Source organism: Bacteroides sp. AM44-19 (assembly GCF_003603395.1).
GTDB lineage: Bacteria > Bacteroidota > Bacteroidia > Bacteroidales > Bacteroidaceae > Bacteroides > Bacteroides uniformis.
Window position 1 is genome coordinate 578,074 of the sequence record NZ_QTNB01000001.1, and the last position, 23,790, is coordinate 601,863.

Here is a 23,790-nt window from a genome sequence, read left to right on the forward strand (position 1 = left end):
TGTATTCCTCTCTGTTATGAATTACCAAAAAGAATTCTATTAATTGATGCTATACAGCAACCATGCCTTCTGAAAGTCATCATTCGAAGGATGTTTAGCTTTGAAAGAGTCGCGCAGATTCTCGGCGGATGCTCTGTCATCGAATGTACCGATAACTACACGATACAGGTTTCTTTCTGCATTGTAAACCACCATTGCAGTATAGCCTTCATTCACCAATGCCTGCTTCACACCTTCCGCATTAGCTTTCACGCTATAAGCTCCGCAAACTACACTAAAGGTTTTCAAGCTGGTACCACCTGATACCACAGTCACCTTTTCCTGACGCATGCCGGCAGGTGCACTTTCCACCACCTTTACTTCTACTGGAGCGGTAACCACTGGAGCCACCTCTTCTGCAGGGGCAGTTGTTTGCGGCTCAGCCAATTCCTGCTGTTTTGCCTTTTCATATGCTTTCTTATAAGCACTTTCACTTGATTTACAAGAAGAGAATGCCAGAGCTATGCATACTCCCATTCCCAATACGGCTAATTTTTTCATCTTTTCTATTGTTTTTATTAGTAAAATCGTCTATTCTTATTCTTTATCTCAAAATTTTCGAAAAATAGATTTCGTGCCCTCATATTCCAAACGCAATGAAGAGTAGGACAAATCTTCTACTTTAAAGGTACATTTTCCTTCCGGCCACCCGAAATAAGTATCATAATTTTTATCGTTAACGCTTTCAGGCAACAAAATAATGGAAATTTCAGCACCTTTCAAAGAATAATTTCCAAAAAACGTAGTCAACCCTCCATCTTTCAACAAACATATGGCAGAAAAACTTCCTTTTTGAAAATTATAAAATACACTGTCCACCTTCTCTGATGTACCGTCGGCATATTGGTACTGACGCAACTGCCACTTACCGGCCAAGTCACCCCCACCATTCATGCAAGCAGTCAAAGTACAAGCCATCAATACAATCCAAAGATATTTTAAATGCAATTTCATCATTTTTCCATGCCACTATCTAAATATGGAGCAAAAGTACACCATAACATGCGATTATACCTCAGCATCCTTAGTTAAATATAATTAAACCCCTCCATAAAAAGAGATTTCCCGGAAGACTTGACGTATATTTGCCAAATATAAACAGAGCATGAGGCTCACTTAATTGATTACATGACATTTGAAAATTTGAATTTGATAGAACCTATATTGAAGGCTCTTCAAGAAGAGGGGTATTCCACCCCTACCCCAATCCAGGAAAAATCGATCCCTATATTACTTCAAGGAAAAGACTTATTAGGATGTGCTCAAACCGGAACAGGCAAAACCGCCGCATTTTCCATCCCTATCTTGCAAAAGTTGTATAAAACGGATAACCGCAAAAGTATCAAAGCACTCATTCTGACGCCGACCCGCGAGTTGGCCATACAGATAGGAGAATGCTTCAGTGCATATGGTAAGTATACCGGATTGAGACATGCCGTCATCTTCGGCGGTGTAGGACAAAAGCCACAGACAGATGAACTGAAACGTGGAGTACAAATACTGGTTGCAACTCCCGGACGACTGCAAGACCTGGTCAACCAAGGTTTCATTAACCTAAAAGCGCTCGAGTTCTTCGTATTGGACGAAGCGGACCGGATGCTGGACATGGGATTCATACATGATATCCGGCGCATATTAAAGTTATTGCCCGCAAAACGACAGACCCTCTTCTTTTCGGCCACAATGCCTCCGGAAATAGAGACCTTGGCAAACTCCATGCTGACGCACCCCGAGAAAGTGGAAGTCACCCCTGCATCGTCTACGGTTGACACAATCTCCCAATCAGTCTATTTCGTTGAGAAAAAAGAGAAAAAAGACTTACTGATTCATCTGCTGAAGAATCCGGCTATCAAGTCCGTACTTATCTTCACCAGAACTAAATATGGAGCAGACAAACTTGCACGTACCCTTAGTAAGTCCGGAATAAGAGCCGAAGCCATACATGGAAACAAGTCGCAGAATGCCCGACAGCGAGCACTGACCGGCTTTAAGAACCATGAACTGCGTGTACTGATAGCAACCGATATTGCAGCACGAGGTATCGACGTGGACCAACTATCACACGTCATCAACTATGAGTTGCCCAACATTCCGGAAACATACGTGCACCGTATCGGACGAACCGGACGTGCCGGCCACGACGGTATTGCCCTCTCCTTTTGCGAATCGGAAGAACTGCCTTACCTGAAAGATATCCAAAAATTGATAGGGAAAAGTATCCCAGTAATAAAAGAACACCCTTTTGTCACCGCCGATGGTTTAAAAGCCCAGAAAATCAAGACTGAAGAAATTAAGGCCAAAACCAAGGAAAACAAAATCTATCGCGGGAGCCGTACGAATGGAGACTTTTGGAGAAGAAAAAAGCAAACCTCGCAAAACAACACCCCAAAAGGAGTTGGAAGATAAAGACAATCATAAAAAAACTGATATTCCGAACAAAGTTTCAAAAAAATTTGTTAGTTTTGTCGTACGAACCTCAAAAAAGAAAGGAATATCATTATGAAAGGATTAAATGTTTTAGCAGCTTTCCTGGGTGGCGCCGCAGTAGGTGCAGCCCTCGGTATCTTATTTGCTCCTGAAAAAGGAGAAGACACCCGTAACAAAATCGCAGAAATTCTCCGTAAGAAAGGGATTCGTCTGAACCGAAGCGAAATGGAAGACTTGGTAGATGAAATTGCTGCGGAAATCAAAGGTGAGGTAACGGAATAAGGTAAAAAACAGAACCACTATGTTTGCAGACGACAAAAGTATAGAAAATATGCAGCAGCTCTTCATTGAATTCAAGAAATACCTGGAGCTGCAAAAAGAATATACCAAACTGGAAGTCACCGAAAAACTATCCAAACTGCTTTCTACACTTTTATTGGTGCTATTGGTCGTCATACTCGGCGTAGTGGTTCTGTTTCATCTGTCGTTTACGCTGGTCTATATCTTAGCTCCGCTGGTAGGCGGGCTAATGATGAGTTTTGCACTTATCACGTGCTTCCATATCCTACTCATCGTTCTGCTTGTCCTATTCCGCAAAAAGCTCATTATTGATCCGACAGTAAAACTTATCGCAGAATTATTCTTAGACAATTAATTCGAAATATTCATGGATAATACGACCAATACGACTCCCGTCACTTTAGAAAGTATCGCCCAGAAAAAAGCCATGCTGCTACAAGAAATACGACTCCAGAAAGAAATCATGACTGGGCTTACACAAGAAATTTTTGCTCCGCTGGAACCAGCTACCAACAAGGCAAATGCCATGATGAGAGCATTCAACACGGGTATGGCTGTTTTTGACGGTATAGTATTGGGGGTAAAGGTAATGAAGAAATTCAGAAAAATATTTGGAAGAAAGAGATAGAATATCGGATAAAAAAAGAGGGGATGGCCATAACAGTCATCCCCTCTTTTTTTATCCGATATAGTCTGAGCACTTTTATACGTACGTCTCAAGCAACTTCACTGCTCCTTCAGGCACAATCGTCACTTCTTGGGTTGCAGCTGGCAGCAGGATTGTTTCGCCCGCTTGTACGGAAACTTCATTCTTCTCATTATCAATAATACGGCAAGAACCCTCCACACAAATAAAAATAACAAAAGAATCCAGTTCAGAATAGTCACAAGTGATTTCTTCCGTCATGTCATAGATGGAAGTCGTGAAATACGGGCTTGCCACCATTTCTACCGGTTCATTCTGCACCTGCTCGTACTCCGTACGAAAATCGTCCTGCACATCTGCAAAATTAATGGCATCAATGGCCTGGCTTGTATGCAGTTCTCTTGATTTACCATCCTTATCCTTACGATTGTAATCAAAAATACGGTAAGTGATATCCGACGTTTGCTGTATTTCTGCTACAAAAGCTCCCGCACCGATTCCATGTACCCGACCTGCAGGCACATAAAACACATCGCCCGGTTTAATGGCGCAAGTCTGCAGAACATCCGCAAACGTACCATTATACACTCGTTCCTTATATTCTTTCGGAGTAATCTGCTCTGCAAAACCGGAAATCAGCTTGGCACCCTGGTCAGCAGCAATAACATACCACATTTCATTTTTACCAAAACTGTTATGACGTTTCTTAGCCAACTCGTCACCCGGGTGTACCTGAATCGACAAGTCCAACTTGGCATCAATAAACTTTATCAATAAAGGAAACTTATTTCCGAAACGTGCATAGTTGGCTTCTCCTACCAGGTCTTCCTTATATTTTCTGACCATATCCGGCAGCGTCAATCCTTTGTCTGCACCATTGGCCACTATAGACTCACTGCCTTCTACTGCCGACACTTCCCAACTCTCGCCTACATTGGCAAGGGTATCATTCAAATGTTTGAATGGAATAATCTTGTCGCCTCCCCAAAGCGTCTGCTTCAGAATAGGCTCAAATTTTAGAGGATACATTCGTTGTTTTTATTAGAACTTTCTGTTAATGATGTGATTTTTTTAGATTCCGGGGGCAAACATACAAAAAATATCAATTTGTATTCCATTTGTTAAACGCTAAACTTTCCTAAAATGTTCTCCACATTTCCTTCCAATTACTTGGGGGAACAAAAGAATTTCTTTTTATTTGCAAGAAATTTAATTAATACCATGAATATGATAAACACTACTCCAACAGAAAGTAATTTGTCCGGTTTGAACCAAAAAGACTTTCAAAAGGATATAAATAACAAAAAGACAGATTTGTTTATCCTGAAGAATGCCCAGGGAATGGAAGTTGCAGTTACTAATTACGGCTGTGCAATACTTTCCATCATGGTACCCGACAAAAATGGCAAATATGCCAATGTTGTATTAGGACACGACAGTATTGAACATGTAATCAACAGCCCGGAACCTTTTCTAAACACTACCATCGGACGCTACGGTAACCGGATAGCTAAAGGAAAGTTTACTTTATACGGCGAAGAGCACCAATTGGCAATCAACAATGGTCCCAACTCACTGCATGGTGGTCCGACTGGTTTTCATACCCGTGTATGGGATGCTGTCCAGCCAGAGCCATCAACAGTCATCTTCAACTACACATCCGCTGACGGCGAAGAGGGCTTCCCCGGAAATCTCGAAGTAGAAATGACTTATCGCCTGGAGGATGAGACCAATGCTCTGGTCATCGAATACCGGGCTACTACCGATAAAGCCACCATCGTCAATCTGACCAATCACGGTTTCTTCAATCTTGCCGGTATAGCCAATCCCTCCCCTACAGTCTTAAACAATATCGTTACCATCAACGCAGATTTTTATGTACCCATCGATGAAGTATCCATTCCTACCGGAGAGATATTGAAGGTAGAAGGTACTCCTATGGATTTCCGTACTCCCCATACTCTTGGTGAACGAATTGATGAGAAACATACACAAATTGTGAATGGCGCAGGATATGACCATTGCTATGTACTGAACAAGACTGAAAGTGGAGAGCTGAGCCTTGCAGCCACCTGCATAGAGCCCAACAGCGGACGAACTATGGAAGTATATACCACTGAAAATGGCGTCCAGCTTTACACTGGAAACTGGCTCGGAGGCTTTGAAGGTGCCCATGGAGCCACTTTCCCTGCAAGAAGTGCAGTCTGCTTTGAGGCCCAGTGTTTTCCCGATACGCCCAACAAGTCCCATTTTCCGTCGGCAGTATTGCTATCGGGTGATGAGTACCAGCAAGTGACAATCTACAAGTTTGGTGTACAAGAATGAAATAACTAATCCAATTTATAAACTTATTAATTTTACAAAACCATGACACAACAAAAACAGAATGGTAAACTCATCGCAATTATCACGATGATCTTCCTTTTTGGTATGATTTCATTTGTTACCAACCTTGCTGCCCCTATGGGAATCGTACTGAAAAATCAGTTTTCAGTATCCAACGCTTTAGGGATGTTGGGTAACTTTGGTAACTTTATTGCATATGCAGTGATGGGAATACCAAGCGGCATCTTACTACAACGGGTAGGGTATAAAAAAACGGCATTGATAGCAGTAGCTGTAGGCTTTATCGGTGTAGGTATCCAATATTTATCAGGTCATTCAAGCCCTGATATGGCTTTTGCCGTATATTTGATTGGCGCTTTCATCGCCGGTTTCTCCATGTGTTTGCTTAATACGGTAGTCAACCCGATGCTGAACAAGCTCGGCGGCGAAGGTAACAAAGGAAACCAGCTTATCCAAGTGGGTGGTTCTTTCAACTCCGTAATGGCCACCATTACTCCGATGTTCGTAGGTATCCTGATTGCCGGTTCCATTGAAAAAGCTACTATCTCTCAGATATTCCCTGTAATGTACACAGCAATGGCTGTATTTGCCATCGCGTTCTTCGTTCTTTTGATTGTGCCCATACCGGAACCCAATGCTGCAACTTCAACAGAACCTATCGGTAAGTTGATGTCAGGCGCTTTAAAATTCCGCCACTTCATTTTGGGAGCTATAGCGATCTTTGTATATGTAGGTGTCGAAGTTGGTGTACCGGGTACTCTGAACTTGTTCTTGACCGATCCGATTGAAAAGGGAGGAGCAGGCATTTCTTCCACCATTTCCGGTTTTGTTGTAGGTACATATTGGTTCCTCATGCTGATTGGACGTCTGGCCGGCGCTTCATTGGGTGCAAAAATCTCCAGTAAGGCAATGCTTACCTTTACTTCCGCATTAGGCTTACTTTTGGTATTCCTTGCCATCTTCTCATCTACCGGTTCGCTTGTCAATCTGCCGGTACTCCAACAAAGTGCTACGGGAGGTCTCTCTTTCGGATTTGCAGAAGTACCCATCAATGCAATGTATCTGGTACTGGTAGGTCTGTGTACTTCCATCATGTGGGGTGGTATCTTTAATTTGGCCGTAGAAGGATTGGGTAAATATCTGGCAGCGGCTTCCGGTCTGTTCATGGTATTGGTATGCGGCGGCGGCATCTTGCCCGTTATCCAAGGTTTGGTGGCCGACATTGCAGGTTTCATGCCGAGTTACTGGGTTATCATCGCAGCCCTTGGCTATCTGTTGTTCTACGGTTTGGTAGGCTGCAAAAATGTCAATAAGGACATCAAGGTCGATTAACAAGAAAATATAGGTAATTTATTTATTCACCTTATAAAATATAAATATCATGGATATAGAATACGTAAGAAGCCGTTTCATCAAGCACTTTGACGGAACAACGGGAGCTGTTTATGCTTCTCCGGGTCGCATCAACCTTATCGGTGAGCATACAGACTATAACGGTGGTTTTGTATTCCCCGGAGCAATCGATAAGGGAATGATTGCAGAAATAAAGCCCAACGGCACAAACACAGTAAAAGCTTATTCCATCGACCTGAAAGATTACGTGGAATTTGGCTTGAATGAAGAAGATGCACCCCGCGCAAGCTGGGCAAGATATATCTTTGGCGTGTGCCGGGAAATGATGAAACGCGGTGTAGATGTAAAAGGTTTCAATACCGCTTTTGCAGGCGATGTGCCTCTGGGTGCAGGAATGTCCTCGTCAGCAGCTTTGGAAAGTACCTATGCCTATGCTTTGAACGACTTGTTCGGTGACAACAAGATAGACAAATTTGAATTGGCAAAAGTGGGACAATCTACAGAACACAACTATTGTGGCGTAAACTGTGGTATCATGGACCAATTTGCTTCTGTATTCGGAAAGAAAGGAAGCCTCATCCGCCTGGATTGCCGTTCACTGGAATATCAGTATTTCCCATTCGACCCGCAAGGCTATCGTCTGGTTCTTGTAGATTCTGTAGTGAAACACGAACTTGCATCTTCAGCATACAACAAACGTCGTCAAAGCTGCGAAGCTGCTGTTGCCGCTGTTCAGAAGAAGCATCCACACGTAGAATTCCTGCGTGACGTTACCATGGGCATGCTGGAAGAAGCCAAAGCCGACATCAGCGCAGAAGACTATATGCGTGCAGAATATGTCATCGAAGAGATTCAACGCGTACTCGACGTTTGCGACGCCCTGGAGAAAGGCGATTATGAAACTGTAGGCCAAAAGATGTATGAAACACATCATGGCATGAGTAAGTTGTATGAAGTAAGCTGCGAAGAACTCGATTTTCTGAATGACCTTGCATTCGATTGTGGAGTTACCGGTTCACGTGTCATGGGCGGTGGATTCGGTGGATGTACAATCAATCTGGTAAAGGATGAATTGTACAGTACATTCATCGAAAAAGCAAAAGATGAATTCAAGAAGAAGTTCGGCAGAAGCCCAAAAGTATATGATGTAGTCATCAGCGACGGTGCCCGCAGATTAGAATAATAGACATCAGCATTCAAATAAAAGGCGTTTCCCAGTAATGAGAAGCGCCTTTTTCTTCTCCCCTATTCCACCGTTTTCCACTCTAAAAACAAAATCATCCGAGAAGTTTATTCCGAACACATCTATCTGTACAGCCAGTTGGCACAGATATGTTTCTTGACACTTATGTTGCATAACATATAAAAGTGTACAGCCTACACTAAAGAAAAGTGTTACTTTTACACCCAAAGAAAGATAATCATCTCATTTACATTAAATACAAAACCATGAAAAGACATGTTCTACTTGCAGGAATTGCCGCAATGATGCTAACTGCGTGCAATCAAAAGACAGAAACAACGCTTACGCTGTCCGGTCTTGATCCAGTAAAATTCCAAACAACAGTCAATGACGCCCAGACACAGCTTTATACGCTGAAGAATAAAGCGGGCATGGAAGTATGCATCACAAACTTTGGAGGACGTATTGTATCCATTATGGTACCCGACAAAAATGGAGTTATGCAGGATGTAGTATTGGGCTTTGACAGCATTGCCGATTACATCAACATACCAAGTGACTTTGGTGCTTCTATCGGACGCTACGCCAACCGGATTAACCAAGGGAAAATCGTTCTTGACGGAGATACCATACAGTTACCACAGAACAATTTCGGACATTGCCTGCACGGTGGCCCCAAAGGATGGCAATACCAAGTATACAGTGCCAATCCCATTGACAGCACAACTCTGGAGCTCACCCGCATTTCACCGGATGGAGACGAGAATTTCCCGGGTAATGTTACGGCAAAAGTACTTTTCAAGTTAACGGATGACAATGCCATTGATATAAAATACAGTGCAACAACAGACCAAAAGACGGTTATCAATATGACTAACCATTCTTATTTCAATTTATCAGGTGATCCTTCAAAGGCAGCAACAGACCACATCTTATACATCAATGCAGACAACTATACTCCGGTAGACAGTACTTTCATGCCAACGGGTGACATCATCTCCGTCAAAGAAACACCAATGGACTTTACCACTCCCAAGAGTGTGGCACAAGACATCAACCGGATTGACTTTGAACAAATAAAGAACGGAAACGGATATGACCATAATTGGGTACTGAATACTAAAGGTGACCTATCCCAAGTGGCAGCCAAACTGACATCGCCTATAAGCGGCATCACCCTGGAAGTTTATACCAATGAGCCAGGCATACAAGTATATACCGGGAATTTCCTGGACGGCACCGTAAAAGGTAAAAAAGGCATTACTTACAACCAGCGCGCTTCCGTATGCCTTGAGACACAACATTATCCGGATAGCCCCAACAAAGCCCAATGGCCTTCTGTCGTACTGGAACCCGGACAAACATACAACAGTGAATGTATCTTTAAATTCACTATAGAAAAATAACCTTTTAAATACACATCGTACAATGAATTGGAATTCACATGAATTTATATGGCTCGACTGGGTAATCCTCATAGTCGGCATGGCAGCTGTAATATGGGCTGTATGGCGTGCTGTCCAGAAAGACAAACGTATGCAACAAGGAGCAAGCAGTGCTGATTATCTATTTGGTAAAGGAGAACCCTGGTACATTATCGGTGCAGCAATCTTTGCTGCCAACATTGGCTCGGAACACCTGGTAGGTCTTGCCGGAACCGGAGCAAAATCGGGAGTAGGCATGGCTCACTGGGAAATGCAAGGCTGGATGATTCTTCTTTTAGGATGGTTGTTTGTTCCGTTCTATCAGTTGCTGAATAATAAGATGGGAAAAATCATCACTATGCCCGATTTTCTGAAATACCGTTACACACAACGCACGGGTTCATGGCTCTCCATCATAACACTGATTGCCTACATTCTGACTAAAGTGAGCGTAACAGCCTATACCGGAGGTATCTTCCTCGAATTTCTTCTTGGACTACCATTCTGGTACGGAGCTATCGGCCTGATTGTACTGACCGGTCTTTTCACGGTATTGAGTGGTATGAAGGGGGTAATGACCCTTTCAGCTATCCAGACCCCTATTCTAATTATCGGTTCCTTTCTCGTTCTGTTCCTGGGGCTGTCAGCTCTAGGTGGTGGAAGTATCGCTACCGGCTGGACAGAAATGATGGAACATGCCCGCAATGCCATGAATGTAGGAGCAGACGGCCATGCATACGGTGCCAACCACATGTTCCATTGGAGTGAAGCAGACCCGATGTATCAGGAATATCCCGGTTTTTGGGTATTCATCGGAGCTTCCATCATCGGTTTCTGGTATTGGTGTACAGACCAGCACATTGTTCAACGTGTGCTTGGACAAAGTAAAGGAGAAGCGAATGATGTCGTAATGAAGCGCGCCCGTCGCGGTAGCATTGCAGCCGGTTACTTCAAGATTCTGCCGGTATTCATGTTCCTCATTCCGGGCATGGTGGCAGCAGCCCTGGCCGCCAAAGGCGAGTTCGACATGTCAAACACAGATGCCGCTTTTGCCGTTATGGTAAAAGACGTGTTGCCCGCCGGTGTAAAAGGCATTGTAACTATCGGTTTCATCTGTGCCCTGGTTGCTTCGCTGGCTGCATTCTTCAATTCATGTGCCACTCTCTTCACTGAAGATTTCTATAAACCCATGTGCAAAGGTAAAAGTGAAGCTACCTACGTATTGGTAGGACGTATTGCCACAGTAGTAGTTGTTATCCTTGGTATGGCATGGATTCCCATCATGATGAGTCTAGGAAGTCTATACGATTACCTCCAAGGCATCCAGTCACTCCTGGCTCCTGCCATGGTAGCCGTATTTGCATTGGGTATCTTCTCAAAACGGATTACACCGAAAGCGGGTGAAGTAGGCATGATTGTAGGATTCATCATCGGTATGGTACGCCTACTGACGAATATCTTTACCAATACCGGTAAAGACGTCATGAACGGCTGGTACTGGGAATACACCAGCTGGTTCTGGCAGACCAACTGGCTCATCTTCGAAATTTGGCTGCTTGTATTCCTGCTCGTACTGATGGCAGTAGTTTCTTGTTTCACTCCCAAACCCACTGCCGAGCAGATAGAAGCCATAACCTTCACCGGCAGTTACAAAAAACTAATCAGAGAAAGTTGGAATAAATGGGATGTCATTGCTTCACTGGGAGTTGTGATTCTCTGTGCTCTATTCTATATTTATTTCTGGTAACACTCAACTGTCAAACGATAAATATACATACTTATGACAACTTATTATAGTAAGAACCCCAAATTCTACGTCTCCGTGGACTGCATCATTTTCGGTTTCAACGAAGGGGAACTGAACCTGCTGCTGCTGAAGCGTAACTTTCAGCCGGCAATGGGCGAATGGTCTCTGATGGGAGGATTTGTACAAGAGGATGAAAGCGTGGACGATGCTGCCAAACGCGTACTGCATGAACTGACCGGACTGGACAATGTATACATGGAGCAGGTCGGCTCATTCGGAGCCATCGGCCGTGACCCGGGCGAACGTGTTGTCTCTATTGCCTACTACTCACTAATCAACATCAATGAGTATGATAAAGAACTGGTGCAGAAACACAATGCATTTTGGGTAAATATCAACGAACTGCCGGAACTGATTTTCGACCATCCGCAAATGGTAGCGCAGGCACGGAAGCTGATGCAGCAGAAGGCCTCTACCGAGCCGATAGGCTTCAACCTGCTACCCAAGCTGTTCACCTTATCGCAGCTACAAAGTCTATACGAAGCCATCTATGGAGAAGCCATGGACAAACGCAACTTCCGTAAGCGGATAGCCGAACTGGACTGTATCGAAAAGACGGACAAAATAGACAAAACCGGCTCCAAACGGGGAGCTGCACTATATCAGTTCAACGAGAATCTATATCGTAAGGCACCGAAATTTAAACTGTAAAATAGAGTTATGTTAGAAGCACTGAAAGAAAAAGTATTCCATGCCAATCTTGAGTTGGTGAAGCATGGACTGGTTATCTTCACCTGGGGCAATGTTTCGGCCATCGACCGTGAGACGGGATTGGTAGTCATCAAGCCCAGTGGTGTAAGCTACGATGACATGAAAGCTACAGATATGGTAGTGGTGAATCTTGACGGTAAGGTCGTGGAAGGACGGTTAAAGCCCTCTTCAGACACGCCGACCCACCTGGTTCTCTATAAAGCATTCCCCGAAATCGGCGGTGTGGTGCACACGCACTCTACTTACGCCACAGCCTGGGCACAAGCCGGATGTGACATACCGAATATCGGGACAACACATGCCGATTACTTCCACGACGCCATACCCTGCACAGCAGACATGACGAAGGAGGAAGTGGAAGGAGCGTATGAACTGGAAACGGGAAATGTCATCGTAAAACGCTTTGAGGGGCTGAACCCGGTACATACTCCCGGAGTATTGGTAAAGAACCACGGTCCTTTCTCGTGGGGAAAAGACGCACACGAAGCGGTACATAATGCCGTAGTGATGGAGCAGGTGGCAAAAATGGCAAGTATAGCCTATGCCGTGAACCCCAATCTGACCATGAATCCGCTGCTGATAGAAAAACATTTCAGCCGCAAGCACGGTCCTAACGCTTATTATGGACAGAAATAACTATCATTCTTTAAATATAAACTATAAAAATAAATTGTATGAACACATTTGAACAATATGAAGTATGGTTCGTAACCGGAGCACAGCTCTTGTACGGAGGTGACGCAGTTATCGCAGTAGACGCACATAGTAATGAAATGGTGAAAGGTCTGAATGATTCCGGGAAACTGCCCGTAAAGGTAGTATATAAAGGTACGGTCAATTCATCCAAAGAAGTAACCGCTACCTTCAAAGCCGCCAACAACGACGATAAGTGTATCGGAGTCATCACCTGGATGCACACCTTCTCTCCTGCCAAAATGTGGATTCACGGTTTGCAGGAACTGAAGAAGCCATTACTACACTTCCATACACAGTTCAACAAGGAAATTCCCTGGGAGACGATGGACATGGATTTTATGAACCTAAACCAATCGGCTCACGGCGACCGCGAATTTGGACACATCGTGACACGTATGCGAAAGAACCGCAAAGTGGTAGTAGGCCACTGGCAGGACGAAAAAGCCCAAAACCAGATTGCCGCATGGATGCGCGTAGCTGCCGCATGGGCTGATGCGCAGGATATGCTCATCATCCGCTTCGGCGACCAGATGAACAACGTGGCTGTGACAGACGGTGACAAGGTCAGTGCCGAACAAGTATTGGGCTATCATGTGGACTACTATCCCATCAATGATGTGATGACATACTACAATGCTGTCAGCGACGAGGACGTGAAGGCACTCGTAGCAGAATACTTCAAGCTCTACGACCACGCTCCCGAACTGGAAGACGCACGTACGGAAGCCTACACCAAAGTATGGAACTCCGCCAAGGCCGAAATCGCCATTCGCCGCGTGCTGAAAGACACGGGTGCCAAAGGCTTCACCACCAACTTCAACGATTTGGGCGACTTTGACCAAATCCCCGGACTGGCCTCACAGCGACTGATGGCAGAAGGTTACGGCTTCGGTGCCGAAGGCGACTGGAAAACTGCGGCACTATACCGTACCACTTGGGTGATGAGTCAAGGCATGCCGAAGGGGTGCTCCTTCCTCGAAGACTATACGCTGAACTTCGACGGAGAAAAGAGCGCCATCCTGCAGGCACACATGTTGGAAGTCTGTCCACTGATTGCCGAACAGAAGCCGAAACTGGAAGTGCACCGTCTGAGCATCGGTATCGACAGCGAAACAGCCCGCCTGGTATTTACCAGCAAGCAAGGTGAAGGTGTAGCCGCTACCATCGTAGACCTGGGCAATCGCTTCCGCCTCATTGTGAACAAAGTAGAATGCATCAAGAGCAAGCCTCTGCCCAAGTTGCCCGTTGCCAGCGCACTGTGGATTCCAATGCCCAACCTCGAGGTGGGCGCTGCAGCCTGGATTCTGGCCGGAGGTACACATCATACCAGCTTCTCCTACGACCTGACGGTGGAATATTGGGAAGACTTTGCCGAAATGGCCGGCATCGAAATGGTAGTCATCGATGAAAATACCACCATCAGCGAGTTCAAAAAAGAACTGCGCATGAATGAAGTCTACTATATGCTGAACAAGGCACTTTGCTGATAATCATTACGGATTACCGATTGCGGACTACTAATTACACGTACCACAAACGTAACTAGTAGTTTGCAATTAGTAATCCGTTGTTTATAATCGTACTATAAATCCGTAAATTATCATTAATACCATGAAATTAGATGCAAAATCAACCATTGAGGCAGGTAAGGCCATCCTTGGCATAGAACTCGGTTCCACACGAATCAAGGCGGTTTTGATTGACCAGGAAAACAAACCCATCGCCCAGGGAAGCCATACTTGGGAGAATCAGTTAGTCGACGGACTGTGGACATATAGCGTCGAAGCTGTCTGGTATGGGTTGCAGGATTGCTACGCAGACCTTCGTGCTAATGTAAAGAGCCTTTACGATACAGAGATAGAAACCCTGGCAGCCATCGGTGTCAGTGCCATGATGCACGGCTATATGGCATTCAACGAAAAAGAAGAAATCCTTGTGCCCTTCCGTACCTGGAGAAATACCAATACCGGCCAGGCTGCCGCAGCCCTATCCGAACTATTTGTCTACAACATCCCTCTGCGTTGGAGCATTTCCCACCTCTACCAAGCCATCCTCGATAATGAAGAACACGTTCCATCCATCAATTACCTGACCACCCTTGCAGGTTTTGTCCACTGGCAAATAACCGGTCAAAAGGTACTGGGCATAGGAGATGCCTCCGGTATGCTCCCCATCGATCCCATCACCAAAAACTATTCTTCTGAAATGGTGGATAAGTTCGACAGACTTATTGCTCCGAAAGGATACGACTGGAGGCTTCGAGATATTCTGCCGAAGGTATTGTCGGCCGGTGAAAACGCAGGCTTCCTTACTCCCGAAGGAGCCAGTCGCCTCGACGTATCGGGACATCTGAAAGCAGGAATTCCCGTCTGTCCGCCCGAGGGTGACGCAGGAACCGGCATGGTTGCCACCAACGCCGTAAAGCAGCGCACTGGAAACGTATCGGCAGGCACCTCCTCTTTCTCAATGATTGTATTGGAGAAAGAATTGTCCAAGCCCTACGAAATGATTGACATGGTAACCACCCCCGACGGAAGCCTCGTAGCTATGGTGCATTGCAACAATTGCACTTCCGACCTCAATGCCTGGATCAATATTTTCAAAGAATACCAGGAACTGATGGGTATCCCCGTAGATATGGACGAAATCTACGGAAAGCTCTATAACCACGCCCTGACAGGCAATGCAGACTGCGGAGGCCTCATCTCATACAACTACATATCAGGCGAACCTATAACGGGACTGGCAGACGGACGTCCACTGTTTGTACGTTCGGCAAACGACAAGTTCAACCTTGCCAACTTCATGCGCACCCATCTGTATGCTTCAGTGGGAGTTCTCAAAATCGGCAACGACATCCTTTTCAATGAAGAGAAAATCAGAGTAGACAGAATCACCGGTCACGGAGGACTCTTCAAAACCAAAGGAGTAGGCCAGAGAATACTGGCAGCTGCCATCAATTCACCCATTTCCGTTATGGAAACAGCCGGCGAAGGTGGTGCCTGGGGTATTGCCCTCCTCGCTTCCTACCTCGCAAATAACGGAAACAGCCAATCCCTTGCCGACTTCCTGGACAAGCATGTATTCACCGGAGATGCCGGTATTGAAATCTCACCGACAGCCGAAGATGTAAGCGGATTCAACACCTACATTGAAAGCTATAAAGCAGGTTTGCCCATCGAAGAAGCAGCAGTAAGATTCAAGAACTAAGTATTTAATAACACTAAAAAACTATGAACACAAAGTTATTTATCAGTAGCATATTTCTCTCCACCTCGTTGTCACTCTTCGCACAGAAAAGTGCCACTATCACTTTACACACAGACCAGAGCGGGCAAATCATTCCCAAAGAAATCTACGGCCAATTTGCAGAGCATTTGGGAACTTGTATCTATGGCGGACTTTGGGTAGGTGAAAACTCCGATATTCCCAACATCAACGGTTATCGCACCGACGTATTCAATGCACTGAAGGAGCTCCGTGTACCCGTCCTCCGCTGGCCGGGCGGCTGTTTTGCCGATGAATACCACTGGATGGACGGTATCGGCCCTAAAGAAAACCGCCCCAAAATGGTGAACAACAACTGGGGAGGCACTATCGAAGACAACAGTTTCGGAACCCATGAGTTCCTCAATCTCTGCGAAATGCTGGGTTGTGAACCCTATATCAGCGGAAACGTAGGCAGTGGTACCGTAGAAGAACTTGCCAAATGGGTGGAATACATGACCTCCGAAGGAGACTCCCCCATGGCACGCCTGCGCCGCCAGAACGGTCGCGACAAAGCCTGGAAAGTGAAATACCTCGGTGTGGGTAACGAAAGCTGGGGTTGCGGTGGGAGCATGCGTCCCGAATATTATGCCGACCTCTACCGCCGCTATTCCACCTACTGCCGCAACTATGACGGCAATAGCCTCTTCAAGATAGCCAGCGGTGCCAGCGACTACGACTATAACTGGACCAAAGTGCTGATGGACCGCGTAGGCGGCCGTATGCACGGTCTTTCCTTGCACTACTATACCGTCAGCGGATGGAACGGCAGTAAAGGCGCCGCCACCCGATTCAGTAAAGACGATTATTACTGGACACTGGGCAAATGCCGCGAAATAGAAGATGTCATCAAGAAGCATTGCACCATTATGGATAAATACGACCCTCAAAAGAACGTGGCGCTGATGCTTGACGAATGGGGAACCTGGTGGGACACTGAGCCGGGTACCAATCCCGGACATCTGTACCAGCAGAATACATTGCGTGATGCTTTTGTCGCCTCCCTCAGCTTCGACATCTTCCATAAATATACCGACCGTCTGAAAATGGCGAACATTGCCCAAATCGTCAATGTATTGCAATCCATGATTCTGACCAGCGGAAAAAACATGGTACTCACCCCCACTTATTATGTATTCAAAATGTACAATGTACACCAGGATGCCACCTACATTCCTCTTGAGCTGAACTGCGACATGATGGATGTACGCGACAACCGCAAAATACCAATGGTCAGCGCTACCGCCTCCAAAGACCAAAATGGCAAGATACACATTTCCATGTCCAACGTAGATGCAGACAATGCACAAGAAGTGACCATCAATCTGTCTGGAACGAAAGCCAAGAAAGCAGTTGGCGAAATATTGACTTCCACCAATCTGACGGACTACAATTCATTTGAAAATCCCGACAATGTGAAACCCGTTCCGTTCAAAGAGGTAAAAGTCAATAAAGATATTCTCAAGATTAAACTTCCGGCCAAATCAATCGTTACTATTGAGTTACAGTAAAACTACCGTGCACCGCACAAAATCAGCTAAATACGTTTAGTATCATTTTAGCAGCAAAAAGGCAGTAATACTGATAAAAAAGACACTCTTCGAGTGTTGTGAATTACGCATAAAGAGTTATCTTTGCCCTTGGAAAACCTACAAGGACCAAATAACCTATTGATAATATTCAAAATTAATTAGATTCAATATGAACGACAACAAACTTATGAACCGTGCAGCGGATAATATCCGTATCCTTGCTGCATCCATGGTTGAGAAAGCCAACTCCGGACACCCGGGCGGTGCCATGGGTGGTGCCGACTTTGTAAATGTACTCTTCTCAGAGTTCCTGGTATATGATCCTGAAAATCCGGCTTGGGAAGGTCGCGACCGCTTTTTCCTCGACCCGGGACACATGTCACCGATGCTTTACTCCACATTGGCCCTGACCGGCAAGTTCACGCTGGACGAACTGAAAGAGTTCCGTCAATGGGGAAGCCCTACTCCGGGACATCCCGAACGTGACATCATGCGCGGCATCGAAAACACTTCCGGACCGCTCGGCCAGGGACACACATTTGCAGTCGGTGCGGCCATCGCAGCCAAGTTCATGAAGGCACGTTTCGAAGAAGTAATGCCACAGACCATCTACGCTTATATTTCCGACGGTGGCATCCAGGAAGAAATCTCCCAAGGCTCAGGCCGTATTGCCGGAGCATTAGGGTTGGATAATCTCATCATGTTCTATGATGCCAACGACATCCAGCTTTCTACCGAAACAAAGGATGTAACCATCGAAGACACCGGCAAGAAATACGAAGCTTGGGGCTGGAAAGTCATTAAAATCAATGGCAACGATCCCGATGCCATCCGCGGTGCACTGAACGAAGCCAAAGCTGAGAAAGAGTGTCCGACGCTGATTATCGGCCATACCGTAATGGGTAAAGGTGCCCGCAAGGCAGACGGCAGCAGCTACGAGGCTGATTGTGCCACGCACGGTGCTCCTCTGGGCGGCGACGCTTATATAAACACTATCAAGAATTTGGGTGGTGACCCGACAAATCCGTTTGTCATCTTCCCCGAAGTGGCCGAACTATATGCCAAGCGTGCAACTGAGCTGAAGAAAATCATGGCTGAAAAGTATGCAGCCAAAGCCGCATGGGCAAAAGCCAATCCAGAAAAGGCTGCCAAACTGGAAATGTTCTTCTCCGGCAAGGCTCCCGAAGTGAATTGGGCCGCCATCGAACAGAAAGCAGGCGTTGCCACCCGCGCAGCATCTGCCACTGTGCTCAGTGCTCTCGCCACTCAAGTAGAAAATATGATTGTTGCTTCTGCCGACCTTTCCAATTCCGACAAGACAGACGGATTCCTCAAGAAAACACATGCCTTCAAGAAAGGTGACTTCAGCGGTGCATTCTTCCAGGCCGGTGTTGCCGAGCTGACTATGGCATGTTGCTGTATCGGTATGGCACTGCATGGCGGTGTAATCCCCGCTTGCGGAACTTTCTTCGTATTCTCCGACTACATGAAACCTGCCGTACGTATGGCAGCCCTGATGGAAGTTCCCGTGAAGTTCATCTGGACACACGATGCCTTCCGTGTAGGTGAAGACGGTCCTACCCATGAACCGGTAGAGCAGGAAGCCCAAATCCGCCTGATGGAAAAACTGAAAAACCACAAGGGACATAATTCCATGTTGGTACTCCGCCCGGCAGATGCAGAAGAAACAACTGTGGCATGGAAACTGGCAATGGAAAATACCACAACCCCAACCGGTTTGATTTTCTCCCGCCAGAACATCGCCAACCTGCCCGAAGGCAACGATTACGAACAAGCTGCCAAAGGCGCTTATATTGTAGCCGGCTCCGATGAAAATCCAAATATAATCCTCGTTGCTTCAGGCTCGGAAGTTGCCACATTGGTAGCCGGTACTGAATTGCTGCGCAAGGATGGCATCAAGGTGCGTATCGTGTCCGTTCCTTCCGAAGGTCTGTTCCGTAGCCAAGCTCCGGGATATCAAGAAGGCATTATCCCGTGTGGTGCCAAGGTATTCGGCCTGACAGCCGGTCTGCCCGTCACACTGCAAGGGCTGGTAGGTCCCCGCGGTAAAGTATGGGGATTGGAATCATTCGGATTCTCGGCACCTTATAAAGTGCTGGACGAAAAGCTCGGTTTCACCGCAGAGAACGTTTACAAACAAGTAAAAGCAATGTTATAATCATTATCCAATGTGCTGATGTGCTGATTGCCCGCGCCCTACAAGCTGCAGGCATCAGCACATTGGCACATTGGTATATTAACTGACCATCATGAAAACAATAGGAATCTGTTCCGACCATGCAGGCTTCGAATTGAAGGAATATGTTCGCGGCTGGTTGGAAGCCAAAGGCTGGGCTTACAAGGACTTCGGGACCTACTCAACCGAGAGTTGCGACTATCCCGACTTTGCACATCCTTTGGCACTGGCCGTTGAAGCCGGAGAGTGCTATCCGGGAATTGCCATCTGCGGAAGCGGTGAAGGTATCAGCATAACGCTGAACAAGCATCAGGGTATCCGCGCAGCCCTCTGCTGGACGGCAGAAATAGCCCATTTGGCACGCCAGCACAATGATGCCAATGTGCTTGTCATGCCAGGGCGATTCATCAGTACCGAAGAAGCCGACATGATTATGAGGGAATTCTTCAGTACACCATTCGAAGGCGGACGCCACCAACGAAGAGTGGACAAGATACCGGTACACTTGTAAAGCAGTAGAATCACATTCTTTATGATATCCGCCCGAAGCTCTGACATTCTGATAGAATCGTGAGAAACTTCGGGCTTTTTATTTGCCCCTTTTTCTTATTTTTCACAGTGAAGATGCTCATTGTCTTCAAATAAAAACTATCTTTGTGGTTCGATAACCCGGATATTTTTTAGATATGGAACGACTGAATACCATAAAAGAGCTTATCAACCAGGGAAATGTAGAGCAAGCCATCCAGCAGCTTGACGAAATACTGCAAACAGACTTTCCCGGCAAAGACGAAGCTTACTACCTGCGGGGAAATGCCTATCGGAAACAAGGCAACTGGCAACAAGCACTGAACAACTATCAGTATGCCATCGACCTGAACCCCGAAAGCCCGGCACAACATGCCTATCAAATGGCTATGGACATCCTGAACTTCTACAACAAGGATATGTACAATCAATAAATAAAGAACGTAAATTATGGCAAAAATCAAAGGAGCAATCGTAGTAGACACCGAACGTTGCAAAGGCTGCAACTTGTGTGTGGTAGCGTGTCCGCTCAACGTAATAGCCCTCACCAAGGAGGTGAATGTGAAAGGGTATAACTATGCCCACCAGATATTGGAAGATACTTGTAACGGCTGCGCCTCGTGCGCCACAGTATGTCCGGACGGATGTATCTCAGTATATAAAATAAAAGTAGAATAAATCTGTAAATCAGTAGAATATGGCAGAAGAAGTTGTATTAATGAAAGGAAACGAAGCCATCGCCCACGCAGCCATCCGTTGCGGTGCAGACGGTTACTTCGGATATCCCATTACTCCGCAATCGGAGGTATTGGAAACTCTTGCCGAACTGAAACCCTGGGAGACGACCGGCATGGTGGTTCTTCAGGCAGAAAGTGAAGTGGCAGCTATCAATATGGTGTACGGCGGTGCCGGAAGTGGTAAAATGGTCATGACCTCCTCCTCCAGCCCCGGTGTCAGCCTAAAGCAGGAAGGTATCTCTTATCTGGCAGGTGCCGAGCTGCCTTGCTTGATTGTAAACGTTATGCGCGGCGGTCCCGGTCTGGGAACCATCCAACCGAGCCAGGCCGACTATTTCCAGACAGTAAAAGGAGGCGGCCACGGTGACTATCGTCTGATTGCCCTTGCTCCGGCTTCCGTACAAGAAATGGCAGATTTCGTAGGACTGGCATTCGAACTTGCCTTCAAATACCGTAATCCGGCAATCATCCTTGCCGACGGTGTCATCGGCCAGATGATGGAAAAAGTGGTGCTCCCGGTACAAAAGCCACGCCGCACCGATGCGGAAGTCATCGAACAATGCCCATGGGCCACTACCGGCAGAACCAATGGCCGCAAACCCAACGTCATCACCTCATTGGAACTGAAACCGGAAGAAATGGAAAAGAACAACATCCGTTTCCAGGCCAAATACAAGCAGATAGAAGAGAATGAGGTTCGCTTCGAGGAAATTCATTGCGATGATGCCGACTACCTGATTGTAGCCTTCGGCTCTATGGCACGCATCGGACAGAAAGCAATGGAGCTGGCACGCGAAGAAGGAATAAAGGTAGGTATGCTCCGCCCCATCACGTTGTGGCCGTTCCCGACCAAAGCCATTGCCGCGTATGCCGACAAGGTGAAAGGTATGCTCGTTACAGAATTGAATGCCGGACAGATGGTGGAAGATGTCCGCCTTGCCGTGAACGGTAAAGTGAAAGTGGAACATTTCGGACGCCTCGGCGGCATTGTTCCCGATCCGGATGAGATAGTAGATGCATTGAAAGAAAAACTGATTAAGAAATGAATCCTGATAAAATAAGAAACGTACTGAACATTCTCTTCATGGTACTTGCCCTGGCAGCTATCATTATATATTTTGCTGCAAAAGATGACTTCAAGCTGTTCATCTACGTCTGCGGCGCGGCGATATTCGTCAAGTTGATGGAGTTTTTCATACGGTTCACCAACAGATAGGAGAAGTGATTATGACAAAAGAAGATATTATAAAGCCCGAGAATCTGGTTGCCAAGAAACCGACTCTGATGAACGACAATCCCATGCACTACTGCCCGGGATGCAGTCACGGCGTAGTTCATAAACTCGTAGCCGAAGTTATCGAAGAAATGGGACTGGAAGACAAAGCAATAGGCATCTCCCCCGTGGGATGTGCCGTGTTCATCTATAATTATATAGACATCGACTGGCAGGAAGCCGCCCATGGACGTGCGCCCGCACTTGCCACTGCCATCAAGCGCCTTTGGCCAGACCGCCTGGTGTTCACTTACCAAGGAGACGGCGACCTGGCTTGTATCGGTACTGCCGAAACCATCCACGCCTTGAACCGCGGCGAAAACATCACCATCATCTTCATCAACAATGCCATCTATGGTATGACCGGGGGACAAATGGCTCCCACTACCCTTGTAGGCATGAAGACATCGACCAGCCCTTACGGACGTGACGTGCATCTGCACGGCTATCCGCTGAAGATGGCCGATATTGCTGCACAATTGGAAGGAACCGCTTACGTGACACGCCAAAGCGTACAGTCCGTTCCCGCCATCCGCAAAGCGAAAAAGGCTATCCGCAAAGCATTCGAGAACTCTATGGCAGGCAAAGGTTCCAACCTTGTGGAAATCGTTTCCACCTGTAACTCCGGCTGGAAGATGTCTCCTGCGAAATCCAATGAATGGATGGTAGAGAACATGTTCCCCTTCTATCCGCTGGGCGACCTGAAAGATAAATAATCATGCTAAAGACAGAAGAACAATGAAAGAAGAAATCATTATAGCAGGCTTCGGTGGACAAGGTGTATTGTCCATGGGAAAGATTTTGGCATATTCCGGACTGATGGAAGGCAAAGAGGTGACTTGGATGCCGGCTTACGGACCGGAACAACGTGGTGGTACAGCCAACGTAACAGTCATCGTAAGTGACGAGAAAATATCCTCACCTATCTTAAGCAAGTACGATGCCGCCATCATCCTGAACCAGCCGTCACTGGAGAAATTCGAAAGCAAGGTAAAACCCGGAGGCGTACTTATCTACGACGGTTACGGCATCATCAACCCGCCGACGCGTAAGGACATCCACGTTTACCGCATCAACGCCATGGATGCCGCCAATGAAATGAACAACGCCAAGGCATTCAACATGATTGTATTGGGTGGATTATTGAAAATCAAGCCGATGGTTACACTGGACAGTGTACTCAGAGGATTGAAGAAGACACTGCCCGAACGCCACCACCACTTGATACCGATGAACGAAGAAGCTATCAAGAAAGGGATGGAACTTATTCAGGAAATGAAATGAAAGGCTGTGTAAAGCCACTCCCCATAAGAGGAGGAACTTT

The 23,790-nt window shown here is 46.3% G+C and carries 25 protein-coding genes; 22 read left to right on the forward strand and 3 right to left on the reverse strand.

The genetic code is table 11. The features are described 5' to 3' along the window. Window positions 1-39: 39 nt before the first annotated feature. Both DW947_RS02660 and DW947_RS02665 read right to left on the reverse strand, forming a co-directional pair. The gene (locus DW947_RS02660; RefSeq protein WP_035448030.1) at window positions 40-540 is read right to left on the reverse strand and encodes an SPOR domain-containing protein; all 501 of its coding nucleotides are present in this window, start codon (window positions 538-540) and stop codon (window positions 40-42) included. A gap of 48 nt (window positions 541-588) precedes the next feature. Continuing rightward, window positions 589-993 carry a lipocalin-like domain-containing protein gene (locus tag DW947_RS02665; RefSeq protein WP_172679931.1) on the reverse strand — a complete coding sequence of 135 codons (405 nt, stop codon included), beginning with the start codon at window positions 991-993 and terminating at the stop codon, window positions 589-591. Window positions 994-1,167: 174 nt separating this feature from the next. Between DW947_RS02665 and DW947_RS02670 the strand changes: the two genes are divergently transcribed. The 4 genes from DW947_RS02670 to DW947_RS02685 all read left to right on the forward strand — a co-directional run bounded on the left by DW947_RS02670 (window position 1,168) and on the right by DW947_RS02685 (window position 3,394). Then, entirely contained in the window at window positions 1,168-2,445 is a 1,278-nt protein-coding gene (locus DW947_RS02670) for a DEAD/DEAH box helicase (protein ID WP_057252639.1), read from the forward strand. Between the two features lie 93 nt (window positions 2,446-2,538). Continuing rightward, entirely contained in the window at window positions 2,539-2,748 is a 210-nt protein-coding gene (locus DW947_RS02675; protein WP_005826568.1) for a YtxH domain-containing protein, read from the forward strand. Between the two features lie 19 nt (window positions 2,749-2,767). Continuing rightward, window positions 2,768-3,121: a phage holin family protein gene (locus DW947_RS02680; RefSeq protein WP_005826569.1), complete on the forward strand. Its 354-nt coding sequence runs from the start codon at window positions 2,768-2,770 to the stop codon at window positions 3,119-3,121. A gap of 12 nt (window positions 3,122-3,133) precedes the next feature. Further along, a complete protein-coding gene (locus DW947_RS02685) occupies window positions 3,134-3,394 on the forward strand; it encodes a hypothetical protein (RefSeq protein ID WP_005826570.1) in 261 nt (86 codons plus the stop codon). A gap of 75 nt (window positions 3,395-3,469) precedes the next feature. On the opposite strand, the gene DW947_RS02690 is transcribed toward DW947_RS02685, so the two are convergent. Beyond that, window positions 3,470-4,441: a type I phosphomannose isomerase catalytic subunit gene (locus DW947_RS02690; protein WP_005836045.1), complete on the reverse strand. Its 972-nt coding sequence runs from the start codon at window positions 4,439-4,441 to the stop codon at window positions 3,470-3,472. Window positions 4,442-4,639: 198 nt separating this feature from the next. On the opposite strand from DW947_RS02690, the gene DW947_RS02695 reads away from it, so the two are divergent. The 18 genes from DW947_RS02695 to DW947_RS02785 all read left to right on the forward strand — a co-directional run bounded on the left by DW947_RS02695 (window position 4,640) and on the right by DW947_RS02785 (window position 23,750). Beyond that, window positions 4,640-5,737, forward strand: coding sequence for an aldose epimerase family protein (locus tag DW947_RS02695; RefSeq protein ID WP_117962633.1), 1,098 nt, complete (start codon window positions 4,640-4,642; stop codon window positions 5,735-5,737). A 42-nt stretch (window positions 5,738-5,779) separates the two neighbouring features. Next, window positions 5,780-7,090, forward strand: coding sequence for a sugar MFS transporter (locus tag DW947_RS02700; protein ID WP_005826573.1), 1,311 nt, complete (start codon window positions 5,780-5,782; stop codon window positions 7,088-7,090). A 49-nt stretch (window positions 7,091-7,139) separates the two neighbouring features. Next, the gene (gene galK / locus DW947_RS02705; RefSeq protein WP_005826576.1) at window positions 7,140-8,294 is read left to right on the forward strand and encodes a galactokinase; all 1,155 of its coding nucleotides are present in this window, start codon (window positions 7,140-7,142) and stop codon (window positions 8,292-8,294) included. Between the two features lie 266 nt (window positions 8,295-8,560). Then, window positions 8,561-9,700 carry an aldose epimerase family protein gene (locus tag DW947_RS02715; RefSeq protein WP_117962620.1) on the forward strand — a complete coding sequence of 380 codons (1,140 nt, stop codon included), beginning with the start codon at window positions 8,561-8,563 and terminating at the stop codon, window positions 9,698-9,700. Between the two features lie 22 nt (window positions 9,701-9,722). Further along, on the forward strand, window positions 9,723-11,465 hold the full coding sequence (locus DW947_RS02720; protein WP_044468142.1) for a sodium:solute symporter: 1,743 nt from the start codon (window positions 9,723-9,725) through the stop codon (window positions 11,463-11,465). Window positions 11,466-11,498: 33 nt separating this feature from the next. Continuing rightward, on the forward strand, window positions 11,499-12,176 hold the full coding sequence (locus tag DW947_RS02725; RefSeq protein WP_044468143.1) for an NUDIX hydrolase: 678 nt from the start codon (window positions 11,499-11,501) through the stop codon (window positions 12,174-12,176). Between the two features lie 9 nt (window positions 12,177-12,185). Next, the gene (locus tag DW947_RS02730) at window positions 12,186-12,872 is read left to right on the forward strand and encodes an L-ribulose-5-phosphate 4-epimerase (protein ID WP_044468144.1); all 687 of its coding nucleotides are present in this window, start codon (window positions 12,186-12,188) and stop codon (window positions 12,870-12,872) included. Window positions 12,873-12,910: 38 nt separating this feature from the next. Continuing rightward, a complete protein-coding gene (gene araA / locus DW947_RS02735; RefSeq protein WP_117962618.1) occupies window positions 12,911-14,419 on the forward strand; it encodes an L-arabinose isomerase in 1,509 nt (502 codons plus the stop codon). Window positions 14,420-14,543: 124 nt separating this feature from the next. Further along, the gene (locus DW947_RS02740) at window positions 14,544-16,142 is read left to right on the forward strand and encodes a xylulokinase (protein ID WP_016273410.1); all 1,599 of its coding nucleotides are present in this window, start codon (window positions 14,544-14,546) and stop codon (window positions 16,140-16,142) included. A 23-nt stretch (window positions 16,143-16,165) separates the two neighbouring features. Continuing rightward, on the forward strand, window positions 16,166-17,710 hold the full coding sequence (locus tag DW947_RS02745) for an alpha-N-arabinofuranosidase (RefSeq protein WP_117962616.1): 1,545 nt from the start codon (window positions 16,166-16,168) through the stop codon (window positions 17,708-17,710). A 190-nt stretch (window positions 17,711-17,900) separates the two neighbouring features. Further along, the gene (locus tag DW947_RS02750) at window positions 17,901-19,910 is read left to right on the forward strand and encodes a transketolase family protein (RefSeq protein WP_009036826.1); all 2,010 of its coding nucleotides are present in this window, start codon (window positions 17,901-17,903) and stop codon (window positions 19,908-19,910) included. Window positions 19,911-20,001: 91 nt separating this feature from the next. Then, the gene (gene rpiB, locus DW947_RS02755) at window positions 20,002-20,439 is read left to right on the forward strand and encodes a ribose 5-phosphate isomerase B (protein WP_005826596.1); all 438 of its coding nucleotides are present in this window, start codon (window positions 20,002-20,004) and stop codon (window positions 20,437-20,439) included. A gap of 175 nt (window positions 20,440-20,614) precedes the next feature. After that, entirely contained in the window at window positions 20,615-20,890 is a 276-nt protein-coding gene (locus tag DW947_RS02760; RefSeq protein ID WP_005826598.1) for a tetratricopeptide repeat protein, read from the forward strand. 16 nt (window positions 20,891-20,906) lie between these two features. After that, window positions 20,907-21,134: a ferredoxin family protein gene (locus DW947_RS02765; RefSeq protein ID WP_005826600.1), complete on the forward strand. Its 228-nt coding sequence runs from the start codon at window positions 20,907-20,909 to the stop codon at window positions 21,132-21,134. Window positions 21,135-21,153: 19 nt separating this feature from the next. Beyond that, the gene (locus tag DW947_RS02770; RefSeq protein ID WP_016273409.1) at window positions 21,154-22,239 is read left to right on the forward strand and encodes a 3-methyl-2-oxobutanoate dehydrogenase subunit VorB; all 1,086 of its coding nucleotides are present in this window, start codon (window positions 21,154-21,156) and stop codon (window positions 22,237-22,239) included. Continuing rightward, a complete protein-coding gene (locus tag DW947_RS02775; protein ID WP_005826603.1) occupies window positions 22,236-22,409 on the forward strand; it encodes a hypothetical protein in 174 nt (57 codons plus the stop codon). The genes DW947_RS02770 and DW947_RS02775 overlap by 4 nt, the downstream gene beginning before the upstream one ends. Before the next feature lie 11 nt (window positions 22,410-22,420). Continuing rightward, the gene (locus tag DW947_RS02780; protein ID WP_005826605.1) at window positions 22,421-23,182 is read left to right on the forward strand and encodes a thiamine pyrophosphate-dependent enzyme; all 762 of its coding nucleotides are present in this window, start codon (window positions 22,421-22,423) and stop codon (window positions 23,180-23,182) included. 22 nt (window positions 23,183-23,204) lie between these two features. After that, a complete protein-coding gene (locus DW947_RS02785; RefSeq protein ID WP_005826606.1) occupies window positions 23,205-23,750 on the forward strand; it encodes a 2-oxoacid:acceptor oxidoreductase family protein in 546 nt (181 codons plus the stop codon). Window positions 23,751-23,790: the final 40 nt, after the last annotated feature.